The organism is Pseudomonas sp. PL-6, assembly GCF_054110165.1.
Window position 1 is genome coordinate 4,502,503 of sequence record NZ_CM134189.1, and the last position, 22,986, is coordinate 4,525,488.

Genomic DNA, 22,986 nt, shown 5'->3' on the forward strand with positions numbered 1-22,986 from the left:
TTCGACAGCCCTGGGGAACCGCCTTATGAGCCTGGCCTCCGTTCGTGCCTTCCTCGCTGACAAAGCGCCCGACATCCACATCATCGAGCTGCCCTCCAGCACCGCCACCGTGGCCCTGGCTGCCGAGGCACACGGCGTATCGCCGGGGCAGATCGCCAAGACCCTGGCCTTTCGCATCGCCGAACGCGACGTGCTGATCGTCGCCCGCGGCGATGCGCGCATCGACAACCGCAAGATGAAGGAATGCTTCGGCGCCAAGGCGCGCATGCTCGATGCGCAGACCGTGGTCGAACTGACCAGCCATCCGGTCGGCGGCGTCTGCCCCTTCGGCCTGGCCACGCCGCTCAGCGTCTACTGCGACCGCTCGCTGCTGGCCTTCGCCGAAGTGCTGCCGGCCGCCGGCGCCACCCACAGCGCCGTGCGCATCGCCCCCGAGCGCATGGCCGAGTTGGTCGACGCCGAGTGGATCGATGTGTGTATGGAAGTGGAACCCGAGCCCTGTCTCTGATGGCCAAGCTCAAGGTGTTCTACAACAGCGCCTGCCCGGTGTGCGACGCCGGCATCGCGGCGCAGCGCAAGCGCATGCAGGCCGGCGGCGACTGCCCGGTGGAATGGGTCGACGTGCACCGGCAGCCGCAGACGGTCGAAGAGCTGAACCAGGCTCTGGAGCCGGTGCGCGAGCGCCTGCACCTGCGCGACGAGCAGGGCCAAGTGCTGGTCGGCGTGGACGCCTTCGCCGCGCTGTTCCGCCACACCCGCGGCCAGCGCTGGCTGGCCCGCCTGCTGCGCCTGCCCGGCCTGCATTGGCTGGCGCAGCGCGCCTACAACCTGTTCGCCCGCGCCCTGTATCGCTGGAACCGCTGGCGCCGGCACTGGTAGCGCGGCCCGGGCGCCCGCTTCTCGCGCCAGGTTTCTGCACACGCAACTGCAAAACGGGCCATGGCCTGCGGAGCGCCCCCGCCATGAAGGCCATTTGTCCGCCGCATGACCGACCTTCATATGCCTGAATGCGACCTTTGCGGTAGAATCCGCCCCCTCTTTCTACCGCCCAGCTGATTTTTCTCAGGGGAATGCCATGTTCAGCCGTGATTTGAACCTTGCTCGTTATGACGCCGAATTGTTTGCCGCGATGGAGCAGGAAGCCCAGCGCCAGGAAGAACATATCGAGCTGATCGCCTCGGAAAACTACACCAGCCCGGCGGTGATGGAAGCCCAGGGCAGCGTGCTGACCAACAAGTACGCCGAAGGCTACCCGGGCAAGCGCTACTACGGCGGTTGCGAGTACGTCGACGTGGTCGAGCAGCTGGCCATCGACCGCGCCAAGCAGCTGTTCGGCGCCGACTACGCCAACGTCCAGCCACACTCCGGCTCGCAAGCCAACTCGGCCGTGTACATGGCCCTGCTCAACGCCGGCGACACCGTGCTGGGCATGAGCCTGGCCCACGGCGGCCACCTGACCCACGGCGCCAGCGTCAGCTTCTCCGGCAAGATCTACAACGCCGTGCAGTACGGCATCACCGACGCCGGCCTGATCGACTACGACGAAGTCGAGCGCCTGGCGGTCGAGCACAAGCCGAAGATGATCATCGCCGGCTTCAGCGCCTACTCCCAGGTGCTGGACTTCCCGCGTTTCCGCGCCATCGCCGACAAGGTCGGTGCCTACCTGTTCGTCGACATGGCCCACGTCGCCGGTCTGGTCGCCGCCGGCCTGTACCCGAACCCGGTGCCCTTCGCCGACGTGGTCACCACCACCACCCACAAGACCCTGCGCGGCCCGCGCGGTGGCCTGATCCTGGCGCGCAAGAACGAGGAGCTGGAGAAGAAGTTCAACTCCGCGGTGTTCCCCGGCGGCCAGGGTGGCCCGCTGGAGCACGTCATCGCGGCCAAGGCCGTGTGCTTCAAGGAAGCCCTGCAGCCCGAGTTCAAGGCCTACCAGGCGCAGGTGATCAAGAACGCCCAGACCATGGCCGGCGTGTTCATCGACAACGGCTACGACGTGGTTTCCGGCGGCACCGAGAACCACCTGTTCCTGCTCTCGCTGATCAAGCAGGACATCACCGGTAAGGACGCCGACGCCGCCCTGGGCCGCGCCTTTATCACCGTGAACAAGAACAGCGTGCCGAACGATCCGCGCTCGCCCTTCGTCACCTCCGGTCTGCGCATCGGCACCCCGGCGGTGACCACCCGCGGTTTCAAGGAAGAGGAATGCCGCCAGCTGGCCGGCTGGATCTGCGAAGTGCTGGCCAACATCGGCAACGACGAAGTCGAAGGCCGCGTGCGCGAGCAGGTCAAGGCGCTGTGCGCCAAGTTCCCGGTCTACGGCAACTAAGCCTCAGCCGCGAATGAAAAAGCCCGCCAATTCGGCGGGCTTTTTTGTGGCCAACGGAATCAGGCCGGCTGTTTCACATAGCGCGCTAGCTGGGCGTCGCGGCTCATCACGTCGAGGGTCGCGGCCAGCACCTGCTCGCTGGTGACGTCGGCCTGGGAGAAGATGCTGCCGAAGTTCTGGTGGGTGACCTTGGCGAAATGCGCGCGGTCCTGCGCCTCGATGCCCAGCAGGGTGGCATAGGCGTCCAGCGCTTCGCCCTGGCCGACCGCCATGTCTTCGGCGATGGAGTCGAGCATGCCATTCATCGCCAGCCACGAACGGCCGCCATAGCCCATCGCCACGCTGGTGTCGCAGCCGTTGGTGCCGGAGGTCATGCCGAAGGTGGCGTTGCCCGAGGTGCCGTTGGTGGTGGTGGCCAGCAGGTGCGGGGCCAGACCGCGCTGCCCTTCGAATACCATGTTGCCCCAGCCGCAGCCATTGCCGCCGGCGGCGTTGGCGAACGCCCCGGTGCTGGCCAGGCTCAGCACGCCCACAATCAAACCCCTGCTCAGCAGTCGCTTGTCCATATCTGTTGCTCCGCAATGTCTTGGTAATGGAAACCGCACAAAGAGCTTTGGCGACACTTGCCAGGCTGTCAAACTCGCCCCCGCAAATCGTGGGCCGTGCGGCAAACGGCAGCGCGCCGCCAGCAGCCTTGGCTATAGTGATGGAAATCCTCCAGGAGTACGGGCATGAGTGAATCAGCCAACGAGCGTCGGCGCTTTCAGCGCATCGCCTTCGACGCGCCCATCGCAATCGCCCAGGGCGAACGGCGCTGGACGGCGGCTCTGCACGACCTCTCGCTCAAGGGCCTGATGATCAAGAAACCGCGCGACTGGAACGGCGACCCGGACCAACCGTTCGAGGCGCAGATCGACCTGGGCGGCGAGGCCCAGGTGAAGATGGAAGTGGTGCTGACCCGCACCCAGCAGGATCACCTGGGCTTCGTCTGCCGGCATATCGACCTGGACTCCATCAGCCACCTGCGCCGCCTGGTGGAGCTGAACCTGGGCGACGAGAGCCTGCTGGAGCGCGAGCTGGCGGCGCTGGGCGAGGACGAGACGCCATAGCGGCTCGGCTGGGTTGAGCGCAGCGATCCCCATCACGGCGGCGCACCTGCCGACGCGGCGCCAGAAATCGCCGTCGACTCGGGATCAATGCCCACGCCGCTGGCCCGACCTACGCCCCGGATCTACTCGAACAAGGCATCCAGCGCCTGCTCCAAGCGCGTCACGGCGATGATCGCAAGGCCGCCCGGCGCTTCCTTGGGCGCATTGCCCTTGGGCACTATGGCGCGCTTGAAGCCGTGCTTGGCCGCCTCCTTCAGCCGTTCCTGGCCGCTCGGCACCGGGCGGATCTCGCCGGACAGGCCGACCTCGCCGAACACCAGCAGATCGTGCGGCAGCGGGCGGTTGCGCAGGCTGGAGATCACCGCCGCCATCAGCGCCAGGTCGGAGGCGGTTTCCAGCACCTTGACCCCGCCGACCACGTTGAGGAACACGTCCTGGTCGTAGGTGGGGATGCCGCCGTGGCGGTGCAGCACCGCCAGCAGCATGGCCAGGCGGTTCTGGTCCAGGCCCAGGGTGACCCGGCGCGGGTTGGCCATATGGCTGGTGTCGACCAGCGCCTGCACCTCCACCAGCATCGGCCGGGTGCCTTCCCAGGTGGCCATCACCACGCTGCCCGGCACTTCCTCCTGGGCGCGGGTAAGGAAGATCGCCGAGGGGTTGGTGACCTCCTTGAGGCCCTTGTCGGTCATGCCGAACACGCCCAGCTCGTTGATCGCGCCGAAACGGTTCTTCACCGCGCGCAGCAGGCGCAGGCGGCCATCGGACTCGCCCTCGAAATACAGCACGGTGTCGACCATATGCTCGAGCACGCGTGGCCCGGCCAGGGCGCCCTCCTTGGTCACGTGGCCGACCAGGAAGATCGCCGTGCCGCTCTGCTTGGCGTAGCGCACCAAGAGCGCGGCGCTCTCGCGCACCTGGGCGACACCGCCGGGGGCCGACTGCAGCTGCTCGGTGAAGATGGTCTGGATCGAGTCGATGACCATCACCTTGGGCTTTTCTGCCCGCGCGGTGGCGATGATGGTCTCGATGCAGGTCTCGGTCATCACCTTCAGCTGGTCCTCGGGCAGGCCGAGGCGGCGGGCGCGCATGGCCACCTGCTGCTGCGATTCCTCGCCGGTGACGTACAGCGCAGGAAAGCGCGTGGCGATGTTGCACAGGGTCTGCAGCAGGATGGTCGACTTGCCGATGCCGGGGTCGCCGCCGATCAGCACCACCGAGCCGTCCACCAGGCCGCCGCCGAGCACCCGGTCCAGCTCGCCGGAGGCGGTGGAAAAGCGCGGCACCTCCTCGACGCTGACCTCGGCCAGGGTCTTGATCTGTGCCTGCTGGCCAGCCCAGCCGGTGCGCCCGCTCGGCGCCGAGACGCCTTCCAGCACGGTTTCCACCAGGGTATTCCAGGCCCCGCACTCGCCGCACTGCCCGGCCCATTTGGGGAAGGTGGCGCCGCACTCGGTGCAGCCGTACATGCGCTTGGCCTTGGCCATGGGGGACAGTCCTGCCTGCTGAACAAAGGCTGGAACGATACCGAACAACTGGATAAATTTACAGACCCGCCAAGCCGCTCCCTGGAGCCCCCATGCAGATCGAACTGCTGCCCACCGCTGTCGACCAGCTTCCCCTGATCCGCAATCTCTACCAGTTCTACGCCTACGAGAGTTCGGACTGGGAGCAGGAAGAGGTCGAGAACGACGGCCGCTTCTATATCCACGAGCCGCACCTGGCGCGCTACTGGCAGGAGCCGGGCTGGAGCGCGCAGCTGATTCTCGCCGACGGCTTCATCGCCGGCTTCCTGCTGATCGAGCGCAGCGAACTGCCGGGCATCGACGCCGCGGAATTCGCCGACCTGTTCATCCTCAAGAAATACCGCCGCCAGGGCATCGGCCGCGCCCTGGTGCACCAGCTGCTGGGCGACGGTAGCCCCTGGCTGCTGCGTTTCTACCGCCAGGACGAACTGGCGTGCGCCTTCTGGGAACAGCTGTTCAAGGAGCTGCCGCGACCGCCGCGACAGATCTGGAGCGAGGATGAAGCGGACGGCCTGCTCAGCTACCTGATCAATCCGCCCACGCACTGAGCGGCGCCGGCAGGCGCGGCGGCCGGCCGGGAGGGCGCCGCGCGCCCAGGGCCGTGTCCGGTTTCGCGGCGCCGCCTGTGCGAATGGCGTCAGCTCTTGCAGCCGTTGCCGCAACCGCAGCACTGCCCGGCGGCGCGCTTGAGCTGGCGCGCCAGCTCGTCCTTGAGCGCCACGCGGCTGTGCTTGAGGGCGCCGAGGGCGCTATCGTCGAGCAGTTCGATGCCGTCCTCGATGCGGCAGATGCGTTTGTCCAGCGCCTCGTAGTCGTCGGCCTGACGGGCGAACTGAGCGTCCTGCCGGCGCAGGCGCTGCAGTTCGTCGCGGTGTTCGGGGAAGTCGTGGATCAGCGGGTGATGGTCGACGTGCATGCGCAAGCTCCTTGGTTGGGGGTTGCGCGCAGCCTAGACCGACCTCGGGCGCCGCTCGTTGATCCGGGTCAAGCGCCGCCTAGGTCGCGGCGGCGCGCAGCAGGCTGGCGATCTCGTCCTTCAGGCCGACCCGTTGCAGCTTGAGCCCCTGCAGGGTCAGGTCGTCGACGGCGACGCGGCCGTCCTCGATTTCGTAGATGCGCTTGTCCAGCTCTTCGTATTCTTCGGCCATGCGGGCGAAGCGCGCATCGTGCTGCATCAGCTGGCGCAGGGCGCCGTTGTGTTGGGGAAATTCGCGAGTCAGCGGATGATGTTCGAGCGGCATGGAAGTCCCTCCCAGGAGATGGCCTTATTAGCCTAGTCGAGCTGCGGCTCGGCGGCTCGGCCGACGGCGAATTTCGCCCTCGACGAGACGAGCGGCCGTGTTGCCCAGGGCCTCGCGCCCGTGCTGGTGACAGGCGCCATCGGCACGCGGCGCTTATTTCGATATTGCCTTTGCAACCTGACTGCGGCCCAATCGCAGGCTATAAACACAGTTGGCAACAGCATCGGCAAAGGGAGTAAGGCATGAGCATCCTCAGCGAATTCAAGGCTTTCGCGGTCAAGGGCAATGTGGTCGACATGGCCGTGGGCATCATCATCGGCGCGGCGTTCGGCAAGATCGTCTCGTCCTTCGTCGGCGACGTGGTGATGCCGCCGCTGGGCATCCTCATCGGCGGGGTGGATTTCTCCGACCTGGCCATCGTGCTCAAGGCCGCCGAGGGCGAGGTGCCGGCGGTGACCCTGGGCTACGGCAAGTTCATCCAGACCGTCATCGACTTCACCATCGTTGCCTTCGCCATCTTCATGGGCATCAAGGTGCTCAACAAGCTCAAGCGCGAGGAAGAAGCCGCCCCCGCCGCGCCGCCGGCGCCGACCAAGGAGCAGGAGCTGCTCGGCGAGATCCGCGACCTGCTCAAGGCGCAGCAGGGCAAGGAATAACCCCGGCAGAGAAACGACAAGGGCGCCTTCTGGCGCCCTTGTCGTAGCTCAGCTGAGCGGTGGCGTCAGCAACAACTTGCTCACCCGCCGCTCCTTGACCTCGGTGACGGTCAGGCGCCAGTCGGCGTACTCCAGTTGGTCGCCCAGCACCGGCAGGCGGTCGAGCAGGCTCATGGCCAGGCCGGCCAGGGTCTGGTAGTCGTCGCAGGGGGCGGCGATGAAGCCCAGTCGCTCGCGCAGCACCGCCAGGTTGAGCGCACCGTTGACCCGGTAGCCGCCCTCCACGTCCTCGATCTCCGGGCCGTCCACTTCGCTGGCATCCGGCAGTTCGCCGGCAATCGCCTCGAGGATGTCGGTCAGGGTCAGCAGGCCCTCGAAACCGCCGAACTCGTTGACCACGAAGGCCACATGGGTCGAGGCCTGGCGCATCTGCTTCAGCGCGCCGAGCACCGAGACGCCGTCCGGCAGGTTGATCGGCGTGCGCACCAGGCTCTCGATGTCCGGCTGCTCGCCCTTGAGCAGCTCCTTGAACAGCTCCTTCTTGTGGATATAGCCCAGCGGCTCGTCGGCGCTCGCCGCACGGCTGACCAGCAAACGCGAGTGCGGCGAGTCGAGCAGGGCCTGGTGGATCTTCTCCAGGGGCGCGTCCAGATCGATCCGGTCGACCTGCATGCGATCGGTCATCGCCGTGCTGATCGACTGCTCGGCCAGGCCCAGCACGCCGCGGATCATCACCCGCTCGCGGCGGTCGAACAGCCCCGTTTCGCCGTGGCCGCCCTCGAGCATGTCGGCGATCTCCTCGCCCACCTCGTCGGCCTCGACCTTGCCGCCGAGCAGGCGCAGCACCGCGTGCGCAGTGCGCTCGCGCAGGCCGCGTTCGCCCTGCAGGTGGCGCTTGCGGCGCGAGCGGGCGAGCTGGTTGAACACCTCGATGAGGATCGAGAAGCCGATCGCCGCATACAGGTAGCCCTTGGGAATGTGGAACCCCAGGCCCTCGGCGGTGAGGCTGAAGCCGATCATCATGAGGAAGCCCAGGCACAGCATGATCACCGTCGGGCGGGCGTTGACGAAGGCGGTCAGCGGCTTGCTGGCGAGCATCATCAGCGCCATGGAGATGACCACGGCGATCATCATCACCTGCAGGTGCTCGACCATGCCCACCGCGGTGATCACCGCGTCCAGGGAGAACACCGCATCGAGCACGATGATCTGCGCCACCACCGGCCAGAAGCGCGCGTAGGTGCGGCTGCCGCTGACCTGGTGGCTGCGCCCTTCGAGGCGCTCGTGCAACTCCATGGTGGCCTTGAACAGCAGGAAGATACCGCCGCCGAGCATGATCAGGTCGCGCCCGGAGAAGGTCTTGTCGAACACCTCGATCAGCGGCTCGGTGAGGGTCACCAGCCAGGCGATGCTGGCCAGCAGGCCGAGGCGCATCAGCAGGGCCAGGCTCAGGCCGATCAGACGTGCGCGGTCGCGCTGATGCGGCGGCAGCTTGTCGGCGAGGATGGCGATAAACACCAGGTTGTCGATACCGAGGACGATTTCCAGGACGACCAGGGTCAGCAGACCCAACCAGGCCGTGGGATCGGCGATCCATTCCATTTACAGGGATGCTCTTGTGAAGGGGAAACGAACCCAGGCGAAAGCGCCATGCAGGCACGCGACCGGCACGGGAAGACTCGACTGGGGGATACGGGAACCAGCGCGCAAGGGCTGGGGTAGAACGCTGCAGGCAGCGGCGCCTACAGGATGGGCTGCCCTCGGGCACGTTGCCGAGGGCGGTCGACTACTGTCGCTGTCCATACAGACCGGATAGAGAAAACAGGGCCGACGATCTTATTGCAGCGAACCGACGCGACTAAGCCCCGACTTGTAACCAGGCGTTACATGGACGCCCATAGGCGCCGTCCCGCGCCGATTCGAGTGCTGACAGACACGAAATGTTGCAGCTTGCCAATGGTCGGTCCGCTTCTCCGGCCTCATTTCCTATAGATTGAAGGGCCATTCGCCACCAACTCCCCCCACATGACACTCCTGATAGCGTTCGCTGTCCTCTCCATCCTGGTTTCGTTCATCTGTTCCATCCTCGAAGCCGCCCTGCTTTCCCTGACGCCCAGCTATATCGCCCAGCAGAAGGTCGATCGCCCCAAGCTGTACGAGCGGCTGAAAGAGCTCAAAGACAAGATCGACCAGCCGCTGGCCGCCATCCTCACGCTGAACACCGTGGCCCATACCGTGGGCGCCACCGGCGTCGGCGCGCAGGTGACCATCGTCTTCGGCGACGGCTATCTCGGCGCCGCCTCGGCGATCATGACCCTGCTGATCCTGGTGCTCTCGGAGATCCTGCCGAAGACCATCGGCGCCCGCTACTGGCGCGCCCTGGCGCCCTTCCTGCCGGCCCTGCTGCGCTTCATGATCCTGCTGCTCAAGCCGTTCATCGTTATGTCCGACCTGATCATGCGCCTGTTCGGCGGCAAGGAGCCGGAGCACGACATTCGCCAGGAGATCAAGGCGCTGACCCTGCTCGGCCGCGAACTGGGCAAGCTCGACGAAGACGAGCAGCGGGTGATCAGCAATATCCTCGACCTGCACGAGATCAAGCTGCGCGACATCATGACCCCGCGCATCGTCTGCGAATCGGCGGACCCGGACGACTCGATCGGCGCCTTCAAGGCGCGGGTCAAGCAGAGCCAGTTCTCCCGCTACCCGGTGATAGGCGCGGACGAAGCGCCACTGGGCGTGGTGTTCCGCTACGACGCCCTGGCCGCCGAGGACGACACCGCACCGGTGACCAGCATCATGAAGCCGCTCAAGGTGGTGCCGGAAAGCATGAACGTGGAAAACCTGATGACCCAGCTGATGCAGGAACGCCAACACATGTGCCTGGTGTACGACGAGTTCGGCAGCTGGCGCGGCCTGGTGACCCTGGAAGACATCATGGAGACCATCATCGGCAAGCCGATCCTCGACGAGACCGACGACATCCCCAATATGCGCCGCTTCGCCAAGCGCCGCTGGGAGCACCGCATCAAGGCGATCCGCGAGGAGTGAACTACCAGTAGTTCTCCACCGCCACCTGCCCGGGGCGGCGGGTCAGCGCCAGGTTCAGGTTGCGCGCCCTGAGCACGGCGCGGGTGTCCTCGATCATCTGCGGGTTGCCGCAGAGCATGATGCGCGAGTGCTCGGGCGCAAGCTTCAGGCCGGCGGCACGTTCCAGCTCGCCGCTCTCGATCAGGCTGGTGACCCGCGCATGAAGTGCCCCGGGCACCTGCTCGCGGGTGACCACCGGCAGGTACTGCAGCTTGTGCCCCGCCCCCTCCAGCCACTCGCGCCGCGGCAAATCGGCGATCAGCTCCTGATAGGCCAGCTCGCCGCGGTCGCGGGCGCTGTACACCAGGACGATACGCTCGAAGCGCTGCCAGACCTCCAGGTCCTGCAGGATCGACAGGAAGGGCGCCAGCCCGGTGCCGGTGCCGATCAACCAGAGGTCGCGGCCATCGGCGAAGCGGTCGAGGGTGAGAAAGCCGGTGGCCTGCTTCTCCACCAGCAGCTCGTCGCCGGGCGCAAGGCCGCTCAGCTCGCTGGTGAACTCGCCGCCGGGCACGACGATGGAGAAGAATTCCAGATAGTCGTCGTGCGGCGCCGACACCATCGAATAGGCACGCCAGACGATGCAGCCGCTGGCCTTGCGCACGCCGAGGCGGACGAACTGTCCGGCACGGAAGCGGAACCCCGCGTCGCGGGTGCAGCGCAGGCTGAACAGACTGGGCGACCAGACACGCACCTCGGTCAGGACCTGGCGGGTGAACTTCTCTTCGCTGACGGTCATACTTCCCCCTTTGCTCAACTCCCCTGCAGTCTCGCGCAAAGCGGGCGCGACAAACACCGACGGTTTCCATGCCTATTCTCGACACCCCCTTCGCCCAGCTCGATCTGCTGCGCCAGCCGCATCAGCCGAACGAACCGCTGCAGGCCTTCGATGCCGCCGACGAGTACCTGCTCAAGCACCTGCACGAGCAGGGCCTGGGCGCGAGCGACGTGGTGCTGCTGCTCAACGACGGCTTCGGCGCCCTGGCCTGCTCGCTGGCCGGGCAGTGCCGGCTGACCAGCAGCGGCGACTCGCACCTGGGCCGTATCGCCCTGGACAACAACCTGTCGCGCAACGGCCTGGCCAGCGACGCCGTGACCTTCGTGCCGGCCAGCGACACGCCGCAGGGGCCGTTCGACTGGGTGCTGATCCGCGTGCCCAAGACCCTGGCCCTGCTGGAGGAACAGCTGATCCGCCTGCACGGCCAGCTCGCCCCCGGCGCACGGGTGGTGGCCGGCGCCATGGTCAAGCACCTGCCGCGCGCCGCCGGCGATCTGCTGGAACGATACATCGGCCCGGTACAGGCCTCGCTGGCACTGAAGAAGGCGCGTCTGCTGCTGGCCACACCCGAGACCAAGGCAGCGCCCGCATCGCCCTACCCGACGCGTTACCGATTGGACAACCCGGCCATCGAGCTGCTCAACCATGCCAATCTGTTCTGCCGCGAGGGCCTGGACATCGGCACCCGCGCCTTCCTGCCGCACCTGCCGCGCCACCTCGGGCGCCTGCGCGTGGCGGATCTGGGCTGCGGCAACGGCGTGCTCGGCATCGCCTACGCCCTCGGCAGCCCGCAGGCGCAGCTGACGCTGGTGGACGAGTCGTACATGGCGGTGCAGTCGGCGCGGGACAACTGGCGGGCGGCCCTGGGCGAGCGGCCGGTGGAGATCCGCGCCGGCGACGGCCTGGCCGAGCAGCCGGCCGAGTCGCTGGACCTGGTGCTGTGCAACCCACCCTTCCACCAGCAGCAGGTGGTCGGCGATTTTCTCGCCTGGCGCATGTTCCAGCAGGCCCGCGCCGCGCTGGTCAAAGGCGGCGAGCTGTGGATAGTCGGCAACCGCCACCTGGGCTACCACGCCAAGCTGGGACGGCTGTTCCGCGGCGTCGAACAGGTGGCGGCGACGCCCAAGTTCGTGGTGCTCAAGGCGGTGAAATAGGCGCCGCGCTCACCGACGCCCATAGGCCAGCGGATAGAGCAGCAAGCCCAGCGCCTCGTTGAGCAACTGGCCGCTCTGCCACACCGCCTTGGCCTCCGGCAGCCAGCCGCCCAGCGGCCTGGCGCTGCCGCCGCCGAGAAAGCCCATGGGCGCCGCGATCACCTCGAGGCCGGCCTGCTCGAAACACCAGCGCGCCCGCGGCATGTGCCAGGCCTGGGTCACCAGCACCACGCGGCGCACACCCTGCGGCTGCAGCAGCTCGGCGCTGAAGCGGGCGTTCTCCCAGGTGGTGCGGCTGCGCTGCTCCAGCCAGCGCACCGGCTGGCCGTAGTCGCTGGCCAGGGTCTCGGCCATCAGCGCCGCCTCGCTGGGCGGCTGACCGTAGTGCAGACCGCCGCTGGTCGCCAGCGGCAAGCCCGAGGCCCGTGCCAGGCGCGCGGCGTAGCGCAGCCGCTCGAGCGCCAGGGTGCTGGGCTGGTCGCCGCCGCCCCAGGCCGGATCGTTCTGCTCGCGCCCGGCGCCGAGAATCACGATGGCATCGGCGCGCTGCGCCAGCGCCGGCCACTGCGCCGCGCTCAGCGCCGGCTCGCGCTCCAGCTGACGCGCGCTCCACTCCACCACGAGCGGCAGGCTCATCAGCCACAGGCCGCCGCAGCCGAGGACGAAGCAGGCGCCAGCCAGCCGCGGAAAGCGCCGGCGTAACCACCAGGCGAGCACGATGAGCAGCACCAGCACGCCGGGCGGCATCAGCAGTTGTTTGAGGATGTAACGAATCGGCATGGGCACCTCCAGGGTGCCCAAGCCTAGCGAGGATTGCCGCTGCGAAACAGCTTCGAGCCACAGGACTGACAGGCCTGGGCATCCTGACCGCGCTGCCAGCTCACCGGCGTGCCGCACAGCGCGCAACACAGCGCCTGACGCCGCTTGAGCAGTGGCTTGGCCTTGGCCACCGGGCGAACGCCGGCGGCCTTGCCGACTCGCAGCGGCTGACGCTGGATCAGCGCCAGTTCCTCGGCGGCGGCATGCCAGCCGCGCAGCCAGTGCAGGTCGCGATTGAGGTAGGCGCGGATCAGTTCCAGCTCGGCAGGGCTCAGGCCGTCCAGCTCCAGCTCGCGCATCGGCTCGGCGTGCAAGCGACTGGCGGTCTCGGCTTCCTCGAGCGCCAGGGCAAGGCGTTGCAATAGCCGCTCGTACAGGCCGCCGCCCCGCTCCACTTGCCGCAGTTCACCCATCCAACACCTCGCGAGGCCCGACACCCGCGGCCCATAAGCAAAGCTTAGCGAAGGCCCCGCAAGCAGCCGGACGCCGCGACAAACGGCGCGCGCCGTGCAATCTGGGTTTCCCTCGGCAGACGGCGCTCATGTATGCTACGGCGCTTTCCGTAAGAGCCTGTTTACGATCTTCTGGATTAGAGCCAGACAAGGCGGAAGTGGCCGAGAAAGCGCAGTTTACGAGTGGTAAATGAGCATTCGAGGGCGCTTCCAACGCCCTATGGCCGACAGCCAGAAGATCGTAGGCAGCCTCTAAAGCCCCTTTGCCAGCGCCAGAGCCATGCACGAACAGTACTCGCCCCGTGAAATCGAAGCCGCCGCGCAGTCCCATTGGGACGCGCAGAAATCCTTTGTCGTGAGCGAACAGCCGGGCAAGGACACCTTCTACTGCCTGTCGATGTTCCCCTACCCCAGCGGCAAGCTGCACATGGGCCACGTGCGCAACTACACCATCGGCGACGTGATCGCCCGCTACCAGCGTATGCAGGGCAAGAACGTGCTGCAGCCGATGGGCTGGGACGCCTTCGGCATGCCGGCGGAAAACGCCGCGATGAAGAACCAGGTGGCGCCGGCGAAGTGGACCTACGAGAACATCGAGTACATGAAGTCCCAGCTGAAATCGCTGGGCCTGGCCATCGACTGGACCCGCGAAGTCACCACCTGCAAGCCGGATTACTACCGCTGGGAGCAGTGGCTGTTCACCCGCCTGTTCGAGAAGGGCGTGATCTACCGCAAGAACGGCACGGTGAACTGGGACCCGGTGGACCAGACCGTACTGGCCAACGAGCAGGTGATCGACGGCCGCGGCTGGCGCTCGGGTGCGCTGATCGAGAAGCGCGAAATCCCGATGTACTACTTCAAGATCACCGCTTACGCCGATGAGCTGCTGAGCAGCCTGGACGAGCTGGATGGCTGGCCCGAGCAGGTCAAGACCATGCAGCGCAACTGGATCGGCAAGAGTTTCGGTGCCGACATCGTGTTCGACTACGACGTCGCCAGCATCGGCAGCGAGGGTCAGCTGAAGGTCTATTCGACCCGTCCGGACACCCTGATGGGCGCCACCTACGTCGCCGTGGCCGCCGAGCACCCGCTGGCGCAGCGCGCCGCTGCGGGCAACCCAGCGATTGCCGCCTTTATCGCCGAGTGCAAGGCCGGCTCCGTGGCCGAGGCCGACATGGCCACCATGGAGAAGAAGGGCCTGGCCACCGGCCAGTTCGTCATCCATCCGCTCACCCAGCAAAAGCTGCCGGTGTTCGTCGCCAACTACGTGCTGTGGGGCTACGGCGAAGGCGCGGTGATGGCCGTGCCGGCGCACGACGAGCGCGACTTCGAGTTCGCCCACAAGTACGACCTGCCGATCCAGCAGGTCTACGCCGCCGCGGACAAGGACTACGACAGCGCCGAGTGGCAGGCCTGGTACACCGACAAGGACGGCCTGACCACCGTCAACTCCGGCAAGTACGACGGCAAGGACTTCACCGCCGCCTTCGACGCCATAGTCGCCGACCTGGAAGCGACCGGCCACGGCGCGCGCAAGACCCAGTTCCGCCTGCGTGACTGGGGCATCAGCCGCCAGCGTTACTGGGGCTGCCCGATCCCGATCATCCACTGCGACGCCTGCGGCGACGTGCCGGTGCCGGAAGACCAGCTGCCGGTGGTGCTGCCCGAAGACGTGGTGCCGGACGGCGCCGGTTCGCCGCTGGCCAAGATGCCCGAGTTCTACCAGTGCAGCTGCCCGAAATGCGGCGCGCCGGCCAAACGCGAAACCGACACCATGGACACCTTCGTGGAAAGCTCCTGGTACTACGCGCGCTACGCCTCGCCGAGCTACACCCAGGGCATGGTCGACCCGGCCGCGGCCAACCACTGGCTGCCGGTGGATCAATATATCGGCGGCATCGAGCACGCCATCCTGCACCTGCTCTATGCGCGCTTCTTCCACAAGCTGATGCGCGACGAAGGCCTGGTGTCGTCCAACGAACCGTTCAAGAACCTGCTGACCCAGGGCATGGTGGTCGCCGAGACCTACTACCGCACCCTGGAAACCGGCGGCAAGGACTGGTTCAACCCGGCCGACGTGGAAGTCGAGCGTGACGCCAAGGCCAAGGTCATAGGTGCCCGCCTCAAGTCCGACGGTTTGCCGGTGGAAATCGGCGGCACCGAGAAGATGTCCAAGTCGAAGAACAACGGCGTCGACCCGCAGGCGATGATCGACGCCTACGGCGCCGACACCTGCCGCCTGTTCATGATGTTCGCCTCGCCGCCCGACATGAGCTGCGAATGGTCCGACTCCGGCATCGAGGGCGCCAACCGCTTCCTGCGCCGCGTCTGGCGCCTGGCTCACAGCCATGTCGCTGCCGGCCTGCCGGGCCAGCTGGATATCGCGACGCTGAGCGACGAGCAGAAGGCCGTGCGCCGCGCCATCCACCTGGCGATCAAGCAGGCCAGCAACGATATCGGCCAGCACCACAAGTTCAACACCGCCGTCGCCCAGGTGATGACCCTGATGAACGTGCTGGAAAAGGCCGCCACCGCGAGCGAACAGGATCGCGCGCTGCTGCACGAAGGTCTGGAGACCGTCGTCCTGCTGCTGGCACCGATCACCCCGCACATCAGCCACGAGCTGTGGCAGCGCCTGGGTCATGCCAACGCGGTGATCGACGCGCAGTGGCCGCAGTTCGATGAGTCCGCCCTGGTGCAGGACAGCCTGACCCTGGTGGTGCAGGTCAACGGCAAGCTGCGCGGCGAGATCATCGTTGCGGCCGACGCCAGCCGCGAGGAAGTCGAGGCCGCCGCCCGCAGCAACGACAACGTCCTGCGTTTCACCGAAGGCCTGGCGATTCGCAAGGTCATAGTCGTGCCGGGCAAGCTGGTCAACATAGTCGCCAACTGATTAAGCTCGGCGCCATTGCCGCACGGCGCCGGGAACCGCCAAGGGGATTTGATAATGATGAAACGGAATCTGCTGATCGTCGGCCTGGCCGCCCTGCTCAGCGCGTGCGGCTTCCAGCTGCGTGGCACCGGCGACGTACAGTTCGCCCTCAAGGAACTCAACGTCACCGCGCGCAACGCCTACGGCGAAACCGTGCAGCAACTGCGCGACGTACTCGAGAGCAACGACGTCAAGGTCTACGCCGGCGCGCCCTACACCCTGGTGCTGAGCAACGAGAGCGAAAACCGCCGCAGCGCCAGCTACACCAGCGGCGCCCGTACCGCCGAGTACGAACTGGTCATGGCCCTGGAGTACCAGATCCGCGGCGCGCAGAACCTGCTGCTGACCAGCAACCGCGTCGAGGTGCAGAACTACTACCAGCAGGACGACAACAACCTGACCGGTTCGGACCAGGAGGCCGCCCAGCTGCGCAACGAACTGCGTCGCGAGCTGATCCAGCAACTGGCGCAGAACCTGCAGCAGATCACCCCGGCCCAGCTCGATCAGCTGCAGCAGACCGCCGAGGCGCGCGCCAAGGCCGAGGCCGAAGCGCTGGAAGCCGCGCGCCGGGCACGCGAGGCCGAGGTCGCCCCGCAGCAGTCGCCGATCGAACTGCCGATCCAGTAAGGCCCCCGGGCCGCCGCCGCGGCCCGACGCCCTCCCCGCCTCCGATGACATCACCGCGATGAAGCTTGCCCCCGCGCAACTCGGCAAACACCTGCAAGGTTCGCTCGCGCCCGTCTACGCGGTCAGCGGCGACGAGCCGCTGCTGTGCCAGGAGGCCGCCGACGCCATCCGCAACGCCTGCCGCCAGCAGGGCTTCGCCGAACGTCAGGTGTTCAACGCCGAAGCCAACTTCGACTGGGGCAACCTGCTGCAGGCCGGCGCCAGCCTGTCGCTGTTCGCCGAAAAGCGCCTGCTGGAACTGCGCCTGCCGTCCGGCAAGCCTGGCGACAAGGGCACGGCCGCCCTGCTCGAATACCTCGCCCGGCCGCCGGAAGACACCGTGCTGCTGCTGACCCTGCCCAAGCTCGACGGCAGCACACAGAAGTCCAAGTGGGCCAAGGCGCTGATCGACGGCCAGGTGAGCCAGTTCGTGCAGATCTGGCCGGTGGACGCCAACCAGCTGCCGCAATGGATTCGCCAGCGCCTGGCCCAGGCGGGCCTCAGCGCCAGCGCCGATGCGGTGGAGATGATCGCCGCCCGGGTGGAAGGCAACCTGCTGGCCGCCGCCCAGGAAGTGGAGAAACTCAAGCTGCTCGCCGAAGGCAATCAGGTCGACGCCGAGACGGTGCAGGCGGCGGTGGCCGATAGCGCCCGTTTCGACGTCTTCGGCCTGATCGACTGCGCCCTGGCCGGCGATGCGGCGCACGCCCTGCGCATGCTCGAAGGGCTGCGCGGCGAAGGCGTGGAAACCCCGGTGATCCTCTGGGCGCTGGCGCGCGAGATTCGCCTGCTGGCCGGCATCGCCCACCAGCAGAGCCAGGGTATCCCGCTCGACAAAGCCTTCGCCAGCGCCCGCCCGCCGGTGTGGGACAAGCGCCGCCCGCTGGTTTCCAAGGCACTGCAGCGGCACAGCAGCAAACGCTGGGGCCAGTTGCTGCAGCAGGCCCAGCAGATCGATGCGCAGATCAAGGGCCAGGCCGCCGGCGACCCGTGGAGCAACCTGGCACTGCTGACCCTGCAACTGGCCGGCCAGCGCCTGCGCCTGTAATTCCTGCTGGCCTGCTTCCTTGTAGGGTGGGTTTCAGCCCACGCCGACCACCGTTGGTGGGCTAAAGCCCACCCTACGAGCTGCAACTGGCTGGCCAGCGCCTGCGTATCGACTAGCACCCTGCCTGGACATTTTCTGTACAGCGGCGCATAGTCCGCCACGCCTGCATCCACGCAGGTCTGCAGAGGAACCCGCATGAGCAAGAAAGCCGCAAAGCGGCCCAACCAGGCCAAATCCATCGTCGCCCAGCCCCTGTTCCGTTCCCGCCAGGAACGACCGCAGAAAGGCAAAGGCAGCTACCGCCGCGAAGCCTCCCAGCACAACTGGGAGGCTTCTTGCTTTATGGGCCGGGAAAATGCGTCGATGGCCCTGTTCGCGGCGTCGGCATGCTAAGGTAGCCGCCTGCAAAACGCTTCGAGATAGACATGTCGCCCCATTTCCCGCGCCGTGCTCTGGCCACGGCCATGCACCTGCTGCCCCTGCTCCTGCTGACCGCCTGTGCCCAGGCACCGGCCGAGAACCTGCCCACCACGAGCAACGCCAGCGCCATGCTCGCCCCGATCCCGGCCGAGCCGATCGCGCAGCCCGCGCCGAGCTTCGCCGAATGGCGCCAGGCCCTGCGCGACGAAGCGCTGGCCGCCGGCATCGACGCCGCCCTGTTCGACCGCGTATTCGCCGCCATCAGCCCCGACCCGGCCGTGCTCAAGGCCGACAGCAGCCAGCCGGAATTCACCCGCCCGGTGTGGGAATACCTCGACGGCGCGGTGTCCGCCAGCCGCATCGGCCGCGGCCGCGTGCTGCTGGCCCAGCACAACGCCGTGCTGCAACGCATCGAGCGGCAATATGGCGTCGAGGCCCAGGTGCTGGTGGCGATCTGGGGCCTGGAGAGCAACTTCGGCAGCAATATCGGCAGCCACAGCGTGATCCGCTCCCTCGCCACCCTGGCCTTCGAGGGACGCCGCCAGGGCTTCTGGCGCAGCCAGCTGCTGGCCGCCCTGCAGATCCTGCAGCACGGCGACATCGCCGGCGAGCGCATGATCGGCTCCTGGGCCGGCGCCATGGGTCAGACCCAGTTCATGCCGACCACCTACAACCAGCACGCGGTGGACTTCGACGGCGACGGCAAGCGCGATCTGTGGAATTCCTCGAGCGACGCCCTGGCCTCCGCCGCCCACTACCTGCAGGCCTCGGGCTGGCAGCGCGGTCAGCCCTGGGGCTTCGAGGTGCGCCTGCCGGCCGGCTTCGACTACGCCCTGGCCGACCCGGAGCAGCGCCGCAGCCTGGCCGAATGGGCCGAACTCGGCGTCCGCCCGATCGCCCCGACCGGCGCCGCCGCCAGCGCCCGCGCCAACCTGCTGCTGCCCGCCGGCCATCGCGGCCCGGCCTTCCTGCTGCTGGACAACTTCCGCAGCATCCTCAAGTACAACAACTCCACCTCCTACGCCCTGGCCATCGGCCTGCTCGCCGACAACCTGCTGCGCCCCACCGAAGTCCAGGGCAGCTGGCCGCGCGGCGAACGCCAGCTGGGCCGCAGCGAGCGCATCGAGCTGCAGGAACTGCTGGCGATGAACGGTTTCGACCCGGGCCCGGCCGACGGCATCATCGGCGCCAATACGCGCAAGGCGATCCGCGCCCTGCAGCTGCAGCTGAACTGGCCGGCGGACGGCTACCCCAACGAGGAACTGCTCAAGCAGTTGCGCGGGCGCTAGGCGGATTCGTCCAGGAGCCTTCCCGAGCCGCCCATCGGCGCCGGCAGGTCCCTGAACTTGGGCATGCCGTCGGCGATGGCCAGTACCCGTTCCTGATAGTGCACATGGACGCTGGGCCGAAACTCCAGACTCGGCAACAGTGCGGCGTAGACGTCAACCAGGCCGGCCTGCGGATGCTCGGTGAACAGGTGGCCACCACAACGGGTACACCAGTGCCGCCGGCTGCCGGGAGTGCCGGCATAGCAGCCCAGGTGTTCCGCGCCCTGCAGCAGCTCGAAGTCCTGCGGCCGCCACAAGCTGAAGGCATTGACCGGGCCGGCCGACCAGTGTCGACAGGATTCGCAGTGACAGAAACCCATGGCTTGCGGCTCACCGCGGACACGCACCTCGACGGCGCCACAGAAGCAGCGCCCTACATGTGCCAGCTTCTCGTTCATCACTCACCCCTCCTCAGCAATCATCGACAAAGCGCAGCGCCTGCGCCGGGTTTCTATGCACTTTCAGGTCGAAGATATCGGGCCGGCCGTAGTGACCGCTCACGTCCAGGGTGCGCCGCGCCGGGGCAACCCGGGCGGCGTCGATATCGGCATAGAGGATGCCTTCCTCGCGATGCATCGGCCCTGCCACCACCTTGCCGCCTGGATCCACAACTACCGAGTCGCCATCGTTGATCCACTCTTCGGGGTCCGCGAACAGCTGCTCACGCCCCGGGAAATCTGCCGGAATATCGCGGCCACGCAACAACGAACCGCTGCCCAGCACCCAGCAACGCCCTTCCAGGGCGATGTGGCGCATGCTGCACAGCCAGCCCTCGCCACTGTCGTAGGTAGGCGCCAGATAGATCTCCACACCCTGGGCGTAGAGCGCGTAACGCGCCAGGGGCATATAGTTCTCCCAGCAGATCAGGCAGCCCACTCTCCCCACCGGGGTGTCCACTACCCGTAACCCGGAAGCGTCGCCGAGCCCGTGCACCATGCGCTCCGGATTGGTCGGCATGAGCTTTCGGTGGTGGTTCTTCAGCTCGCCGTCGGTGCCGATCAGCGCCACGCTGTTGTACAGCGTGCCACCGCCCAGGCGTCGCTCACACTCATGGAAACCGCACACCAGGCTGACTCGCCGCTCGCGTGCCACCTGACACAGGGGCTGCAGGTCACCGGCGCCGAGGTCGATCGCATTGGCCTGCAAGCGGGCATGCAACTGGCTGCTCAACGCGCCATCGCGCCCCGGTGCCAGGCGCCAAATCCACGAGGGATAGCCGGGGATGTAGAGTTCCGGCAGCACCACCAGCTCGGCACCGGTGGCTGCGGCTTCCTCTACTGACTGCAGCGCACGCTCCAGACTCGCCTCGCGGTCGAGCAGCACCGGTGGGCGTTGGATGATTGCGATTCTGCTCATGACCTGATCCTCGTTCGGACTGGAGGTCCCAGCCTGAGACTGGCGAAATGCCCCGGCTAGTCCAGAATCTGAAGTGTTGGCGAGCGGAGGTGGGCGAGGTGGAAGACAGCTATGGCCAGTTCTGCACCGTGGCCCGCGGCGCCGAGGCTCTCTGCGAACGCTGGACGCCCCTGGTGATACGCGAGCTGCTGTGTGGCAGCAAGCGTTTCAACGAACTGCATCGCGGCGTGCCACGCATGTCGACCAGCCTTCTCGCCCAGCGTCTGCGCCACCTGGAAGAAATCGGCGTGATTCGCCGCGAAGCGGCGGGCAAGGTCTGGAACTATCACCTGACCGAGGCGGGCGAAGAGCTTCGTCCGGTGATCATGGCACTCGGCCAGTGGGGCGCACGCTGGATCGGCAGCCGCTTGCGCGACGACGAGCTGGATGCCGGACTGCTGATGTGGGATATCCGCCGCTTCGTCCACCTGGAGCTGTTCCCGGCGCAACCGGTGATCATCCAGTTTGACCTGCACGATGCGCGTCCAGGGGAACGCCACTGGTGGCTGGTGGTGGAAGCCGGAATCGCGGACCTGTGTCGCGACGATCCCGGCCAGGTACCAACCCTGCTGATGAGGTGCAGCGTGCGTACACTGACCGAGATATGGACCGGCGATCGCGACGCGCAGGATGCCCTGCACAACGACGACGTGCAGGTGGCGGGCCAGGCCCTTTTCGCCAGACAGCTATGGGCCTGGCTGGGCACCAGCGCCTTCGCGCCGCTACGCCGGGCACATCGCGGCTCGACGAGCTGACCCCGCGCAGCCTCGGCTCACCGCGACCTGAATGCCTCACAGCGCCTGCCTGGCGCAGAGCGGTCGACTGTCGGCAGGACGTCCGCCGCCCCCTTCTGTGATAAACTGCCGCCGGCCGCAAGCCCCTCGGGGCCTCTACCGGAGTCCAGATTGCCGATGTCAGACACATCCTCGCCCAAACCCGTTGCCAGCGGCGACAAATTCCGCACCGCTCAGGGCATCACTGCGATCAAGGATGGCCAGAAGCGCCGCGCCTCGGCCGAGCCCCAGGTGTTCGAGCCCAAGCCCAAGTGGCTGCGGGTCAAGGCGCCCGGCGGCAGCCGCTTCGAGGCGGTCAAGCGCAACGTCGGCGAACATCGCCTGAGCACCGTGTGCCAGGAATCGCACTGCCCGAACATGGGCGAGTGCTGGTCCAACGGTACCGCCACCATCATGCTGATGGGCTCGGTCTGCACCCGCGCCTGCCGCTTCTGCGCGGTGGACACCGGCAACCCGAACGGCTGGCTGGACCTGGAAGAGCCGCAGAACACCGCCAAGTCGGTGGAGCTGATGGCGCTGCGCTATATCGTGCTGACCTCGGTAGACCGCGACGACCTCGACGACGGCGGCGCCAGCCACTACGCCGCCTGCGTGCGGGCGATCAAGGACAACACCCCGCAGGTGGTGGTGGAAGCCCTGACCCCCGATTTCGACGGCGACCTGTCGGCCATCGAGAAGGTGGTGGACTCGGGCCTGGAGGTATTCGCGCAGAACGTCGAGACGGTCAAGCGCCTGACCCACGTGGTGCGCGACCCGCGCGCCGGCTACGAGAAGACCCTGGGCGTGCTGGCCCACGCCAAGCGCCACCGTCCGGACGTGCTGACCAAGACCAGCCTGATGCTCGGCCTGGGCGAGAGCGACGAAGAAGTCATCCAGACCATGGACGACCTGCGCGCCATCGGCGTGGACATCCTCACCCTCGGCCAGTACCTGCAGCCGACGCGCAACCACCTGAAGGTGCAACGCTGGGTCAGCCCCGAGGAATTCAATCGGTTCCGCGATATCGGCCTGGCGAAAGGCTTCATGGAAGTCGCCGCCGGCCCGCTGGTGCGCTCCAGCTACCGCGCCGACCGGGTGTTCGAGAAGAACAACCTGGGCCTGGCCGCGCCGGTACCAGTGCCTGGGCAGGAAGTCGACGCCAGCCTGATTCCGGCGCTGAACCTCAACTGAGCCAGCTCTTCAAGACAAACGAAAGGGACGCCTCGGCGTCCCTTTTTCGTTGCTGAGAGCAGGGTGCGCCGTGCGCACCACT

At 67.0% G+C, this 22,986-nt stretch carries 24 protein-coding genes and 1 pseudogene; 15 read left to right on the plus strand and 10 right to left on the minus strand.

All coding sequences use genetic code 11. The annotated features are described in order from the left end of the window. Positions 1 to 25 precede the first annotated feature (25 nt). The 3 genes from ACW9UL_RS19585 to glyA all read left to right on the plus strand — a co-directional run bounded on the left by ACW9UL_RS19585 (position 26) and on the right by glyA (position 2,329). Entirely contained in the window at positions 26 to 508 is a 483-nt protein-coding gene (locus tag ACW9UL_RS19585) for a YbaK/EbsC family protein (protein ID WP_457788012.1), read from the plus strand. Then, entirely contained in the window at positions 508 to 879 is a 372-nt protein-coding gene (locus ACW9UL_RS19590) for a thiol-disulfide oxidoreductase DCC family protein (RefSeq protein ID WP_397495971.1), read from the plus strand. The genes ACW9UL_RS19585 and ACW9UL_RS19590 overlap by 1 nt, the downstream gene beginning before the upstream one ends. A gap of 196 nt (positions 880 to 1,075) precedes the next feature. After that, entirely contained in the window at positions 1,076 to 2,329 is a 1,254-nt protein-coding gene (gene glyA / locus ACW9UL_RS19595) for a serine hydroxymethyltransferase (RefSeq protein ID WP_031303573.1), read from the plus strand. A 59-nt stretch (positions 2,330 to 2,388) separates the two neighbouring features. Here glyA and ACW9UL_RS19600 read toward each other — a convergent pair whose 3' ends face one another. Continuing rightward, on the minus strand, positions 2,389 to 2,895 hold the full coding sequence (locus ACW9UL_RS19600; protein WP_397497875.1) for a DUF3015 domain-containing protein: 507 nt from the start codon (positions 2,893 to 2,895) through the stop codon (positions 2,389 to 2,391). A gap of 165 nt (positions 2,896 to 3,060) precedes the next feature. Between ACW9UL_RS19600 and ACW9UL_RS19605 the strand changes: the two genes are divergently transcribed. Then, positions 3,061 to 3,438 (plus strand): PilZ domain-containing protein, encoded by a 378-nt coding sequence (locus ACW9UL_RS19605; protein ID WP_397497874.1) that lies wholly within the window; start codon positions 3,061 to 3,063, stop codon positions 3,436 to 3,438. 122 nt (positions 3,439 to 3,560) lie between these two features. On the opposite strand, the gene radA is transcribed toward ACW9UL_RS19605, so the two are convergent. Continuing rightward, positions 3,561 to 4,922, minus strand: a complete 1,362-nt coding sequence (gene radA / locus ACW9UL_RS19610; RefSeq protein WP_122108958.1) for a DNA repair protein RadA — start codon at positions 4,920 to 4,922, stop codon at positions 3,561 to 3,563. A gap of 92 nt (positions 4,923 to 5,014) precedes the next feature. On the opposite strand from radA, the gene ACW9UL_RS19615 reads away from it, so the two are divergent. Continuing rightward, positions 5,015 to 5,509, plus strand: a complete 495-nt coding sequence (locus ACW9UL_RS19615) for a GNAT family N-acetyltransferase (RefSeq protein WP_457788013.1) — start codon at positions 5,015 to 5,017, stop codon at positions 5,507 to 5,509. Positions 5,510 to 5,598: 89 nt separating this feature from the next. Here the strand turns inward: ACW9UL_RS19615 and ACW9UL_RS19620 are convergent, their stop codons facing one another. Together ACW9UL_RS19620 and ACW9UL_RS19625 are read right to left on the minus strand one after the other, a co-directional pair. Further along, positions 5,599 to 5,877 (minus strand): HP1242/YdcH family protein, encoded by a 279-nt coding sequence (locus tag ACW9UL_RS19620; protein WP_457788014.1) that lies wholly within the window; start codon positions 5,875 to 5,877, stop codon positions 5,599 to 5,601. Positions 5,878 to 5,956: 79 nt separating this feature from the next. Then, a complete protein-coding gene (locus ACW9UL_RS19625) occupies positions 5,957 to 6,202 on the minus strand; it encodes an HP1242/YdcH family protein (protein WP_021445303.1) in 246 nt (81 codons plus the stop codon). 242 nt (positions 6,203 to 6,444) lie between these two features. Here ACW9UL_RS19625 and mscL point away from each other — a divergent pair, with 242 nt between their 5' ends. Further along, positions 6,445 to 6,858 carry a large-conductance mechanosensitive channel protein MscL gene (mscL, locus tag ACW9UL_RS19630; RefSeq protein ID WP_021445304.1) on the plus strand — a complete coding sequence of 138 codons (414 nt, stop codon included), beginning with the start codon at positions 6,445 to 6,447 and terminating at the stop codon, positions 6,856 to 6,858. 48 nt (positions 6,859 to 6,906) lie between these two features. Here the strand turns inward: mscL and ACW9UL_RS19635 are convergent, their stop codons facing one another. Next, on the minus strand, positions 6,907 to 8,460 hold the full coding sequence (locus tag ACW9UL_RS19635) for a TerC family protein (protein ID WP_457788015.1): 1,554 nt from the start codon (positions 8,458 to 8,460) through the stop codon (positions 6,907 to 6,909). Between the two features lie 423 nt (positions 8,461 to 8,883). Here ACW9UL_RS19635 and ACW9UL_RS19640 point away from each other — a divergent pair, with 423 nt between their 5' ends. Further along, positions 8,884 to 9,909, plus strand: coding sequence for a CNNM domain-containing protein (locus tag ACW9UL_RS19640; RefSeq protein WP_457788016.1), 1,026 nt, complete (start codon positions 8,884 to 8,886; stop codon positions 9,907 to 9,909). A gap of 1 nt (position 9,910) precedes the next feature. Here ACW9UL_RS19640 and ACW9UL_RS19645 read toward each other — a convergent pair whose 3' ends face one another. Beyond that, positions 9,911 to 10,687, minus strand: coding sequence for a ferredoxin--NADP reductase (locus tag ACW9UL_RS19645; RefSeq protein WP_397497870.1), 777 nt, complete (start codon positions 10,685 to 10,687; stop codon positions 9,911 to 9,913). 68 nt (positions 10,688 to 10,755) lie between these two features. Here ACW9UL_RS19645 and ACW9UL_RS19650 point away from each other — a divergent pair, with 68 nt between their 5' ends. Next, positions 10,756 to 11,880: a methyltransferase gene (locus tag ACW9UL_RS19650; protein WP_457788017.1), complete on the plus strand. Its 1,125-nt coding sequence runs from the start codon at positions 10,756 to 10,758 to the stop codon at positions 11,878 to 11,880. A gap of 9 nt (positions 11,881 to 11,889) precedes the next feature. Here ACW9UL_RS19650 and ACW9UL_RS19655 read toward each other — a convergent pair whose 3' ends face one another. Next, complete coding sequence (locus tag ACW9UL_RS19655) at positions 11,890 to 12,660, minus strand: YdcF family protein (RefSeq protein ID WP_457788018.1); 771 nt, start codon at positions 12,658 to 12,660, stop codon at positions 11,890 to 11,892. Positions 12,661 to 12,683: 23 nt separating this feature from the next. After that, on the minus strand, positions 12,684 to 13,112 hold the full coding sequence (locus tag ACW9UL_RS19660) for a hypothetical protein (protein ID WP_122108952.1): 429 nt from the start codon (positions 13,110 to 13,112) through the stop codon (positions 12,684 to 12,686). A gap of 319 nt (positions 13,113 to 13,431) precedes the next feature. On the opposite strand from ACW9UL_RS19660, the gene leuS reads away from it, so the two are divergent. The 5 genes and pseudogenes from leuS to ACW9UL_RS19685 all read left to right on the plus strand — a co-directional run bounded on the left by leuS (position 13,432) and on the right by ACW9UL_RS19685 (position 19,506). After that, positions 13,432 to 16,044 (plus strand): leucine--tRNA ligase, encoded by a 2,613-nt coding sequence (leuS, locus tag ACW9UL_RS19665; protein ID WP_457788019.1) that lies wholly within the window; start codon positions 13,432 to 13,434, stop codon positions 16,042 to 16,044. A 54-nt stretch (positions 16,045 to 16,098) separates the two neighbouring features. Then, complete coding sequence (locus ACW9UL_RS19670; protein ID WP_397497866.1) at positions 16,099 to 16,710, plus strand: LPS-assembly lipoprotein LptE; 612 nt, start codon at positions 16,099 to 16,101, stop codon at positions 16,708 to 16,710. 58 nt (positions 16,711 to 16,768) lie between these two features. Further along, complete coding sequence (holA, locus tag ACW9UL_RS19675) at positions 16,769 to 17,797, plus strand: DNA polymerase III subunit delta (RefSeq protein ID WP_457788020.1); 1,029 nt, start codon at positions 16,769 to 16,771, stop codon at positions 17,795 to 17,797. 195 nt (positions 17,798 to 17,992) lie between these two features. Next, a pseudogene (gene arfA, locus ACW9UL_RS19680) lies at positions 17,993 to 18,142 on the plus strand (alternative ribosome rescue factor ArfA); the annotation flags it as partial. Positions 18,143 to 18,222: 80 nt separating this feature from the next. Next, positions 18,223 to 19,506: a lytic murein transglycosylase gene (locus tag ACW9UL_RS19685; RefSeq protein ID WP_122108948.1), complete on the plus strand. Its 1,284-nt coding sequence runs from the start codon at positions 18,223 to 18,225 to the stop codon at positions 19,504 to 19,506. Here the strand turns inward: ACW9UL_RS19685 and ACW9UL_RS19690 are convergent. Next, positions 19,503 to 19,943 (minus strand): GFA family protein, encoded by a 441-nt coding sequence (locus ACW9UL_RS19690; protein WP_457788021.1) that lies wholly within the window; start codon positions 19,941 to 19,943, stop codon positions 19,503 to 19,505. The genes ACW9UL_RS19685 and ACW9UL_RS19690 overlap by 4 nt on opposite strands. Positions 19,944 to 19,956: 13 nt before the next feature. Beyond that, positions 19,957 to 20,901 carry a carbon-nitrogen hydrolase family protein gene (locus ACW9UL_RS19695; protein ID WP_457788022.1) on the minus strand — a complete coding sequence of 315 codons (945 nt, stop codon included), beginning with the start codon at positions 20,899 to 20,901 and terminating at the stop codon, positions 19,957 to 19,959. A 98-nt stretch (positions 20,902 to 20,999) separates the two neighbouring features. Between ACW9UL_RS19695 and ACW9UL_RS19700 the strand changes: the two genes are divergently transcribed. Then, a complete protein-coding gene (locus ACW9UL_RS19700) occupies positions 21,000 to 21,695 on the plus strand; it encodes a winged helix-turn-helix transcriptional regulator (RefSeq protein ID WP_457788023.1) in 696 nt (231 codons plus the stop codon). 156 nt (positions 21,696 to 21,851) lie between these two features. Beyond that, complete coding sequence (gene lipA / locus ACW9UL_RS19705) at positions 21,852 to 22,904, plus strand: lipoyl synthase (RefSeq protein ID WP_457788024.1); 1,053 nt, start codon at positions 21,852 to 21,854, stop codon at positions 22,902 to 22,904. Positions 22,905 to 22,986 lie beyond the last annotated feature (82 nt).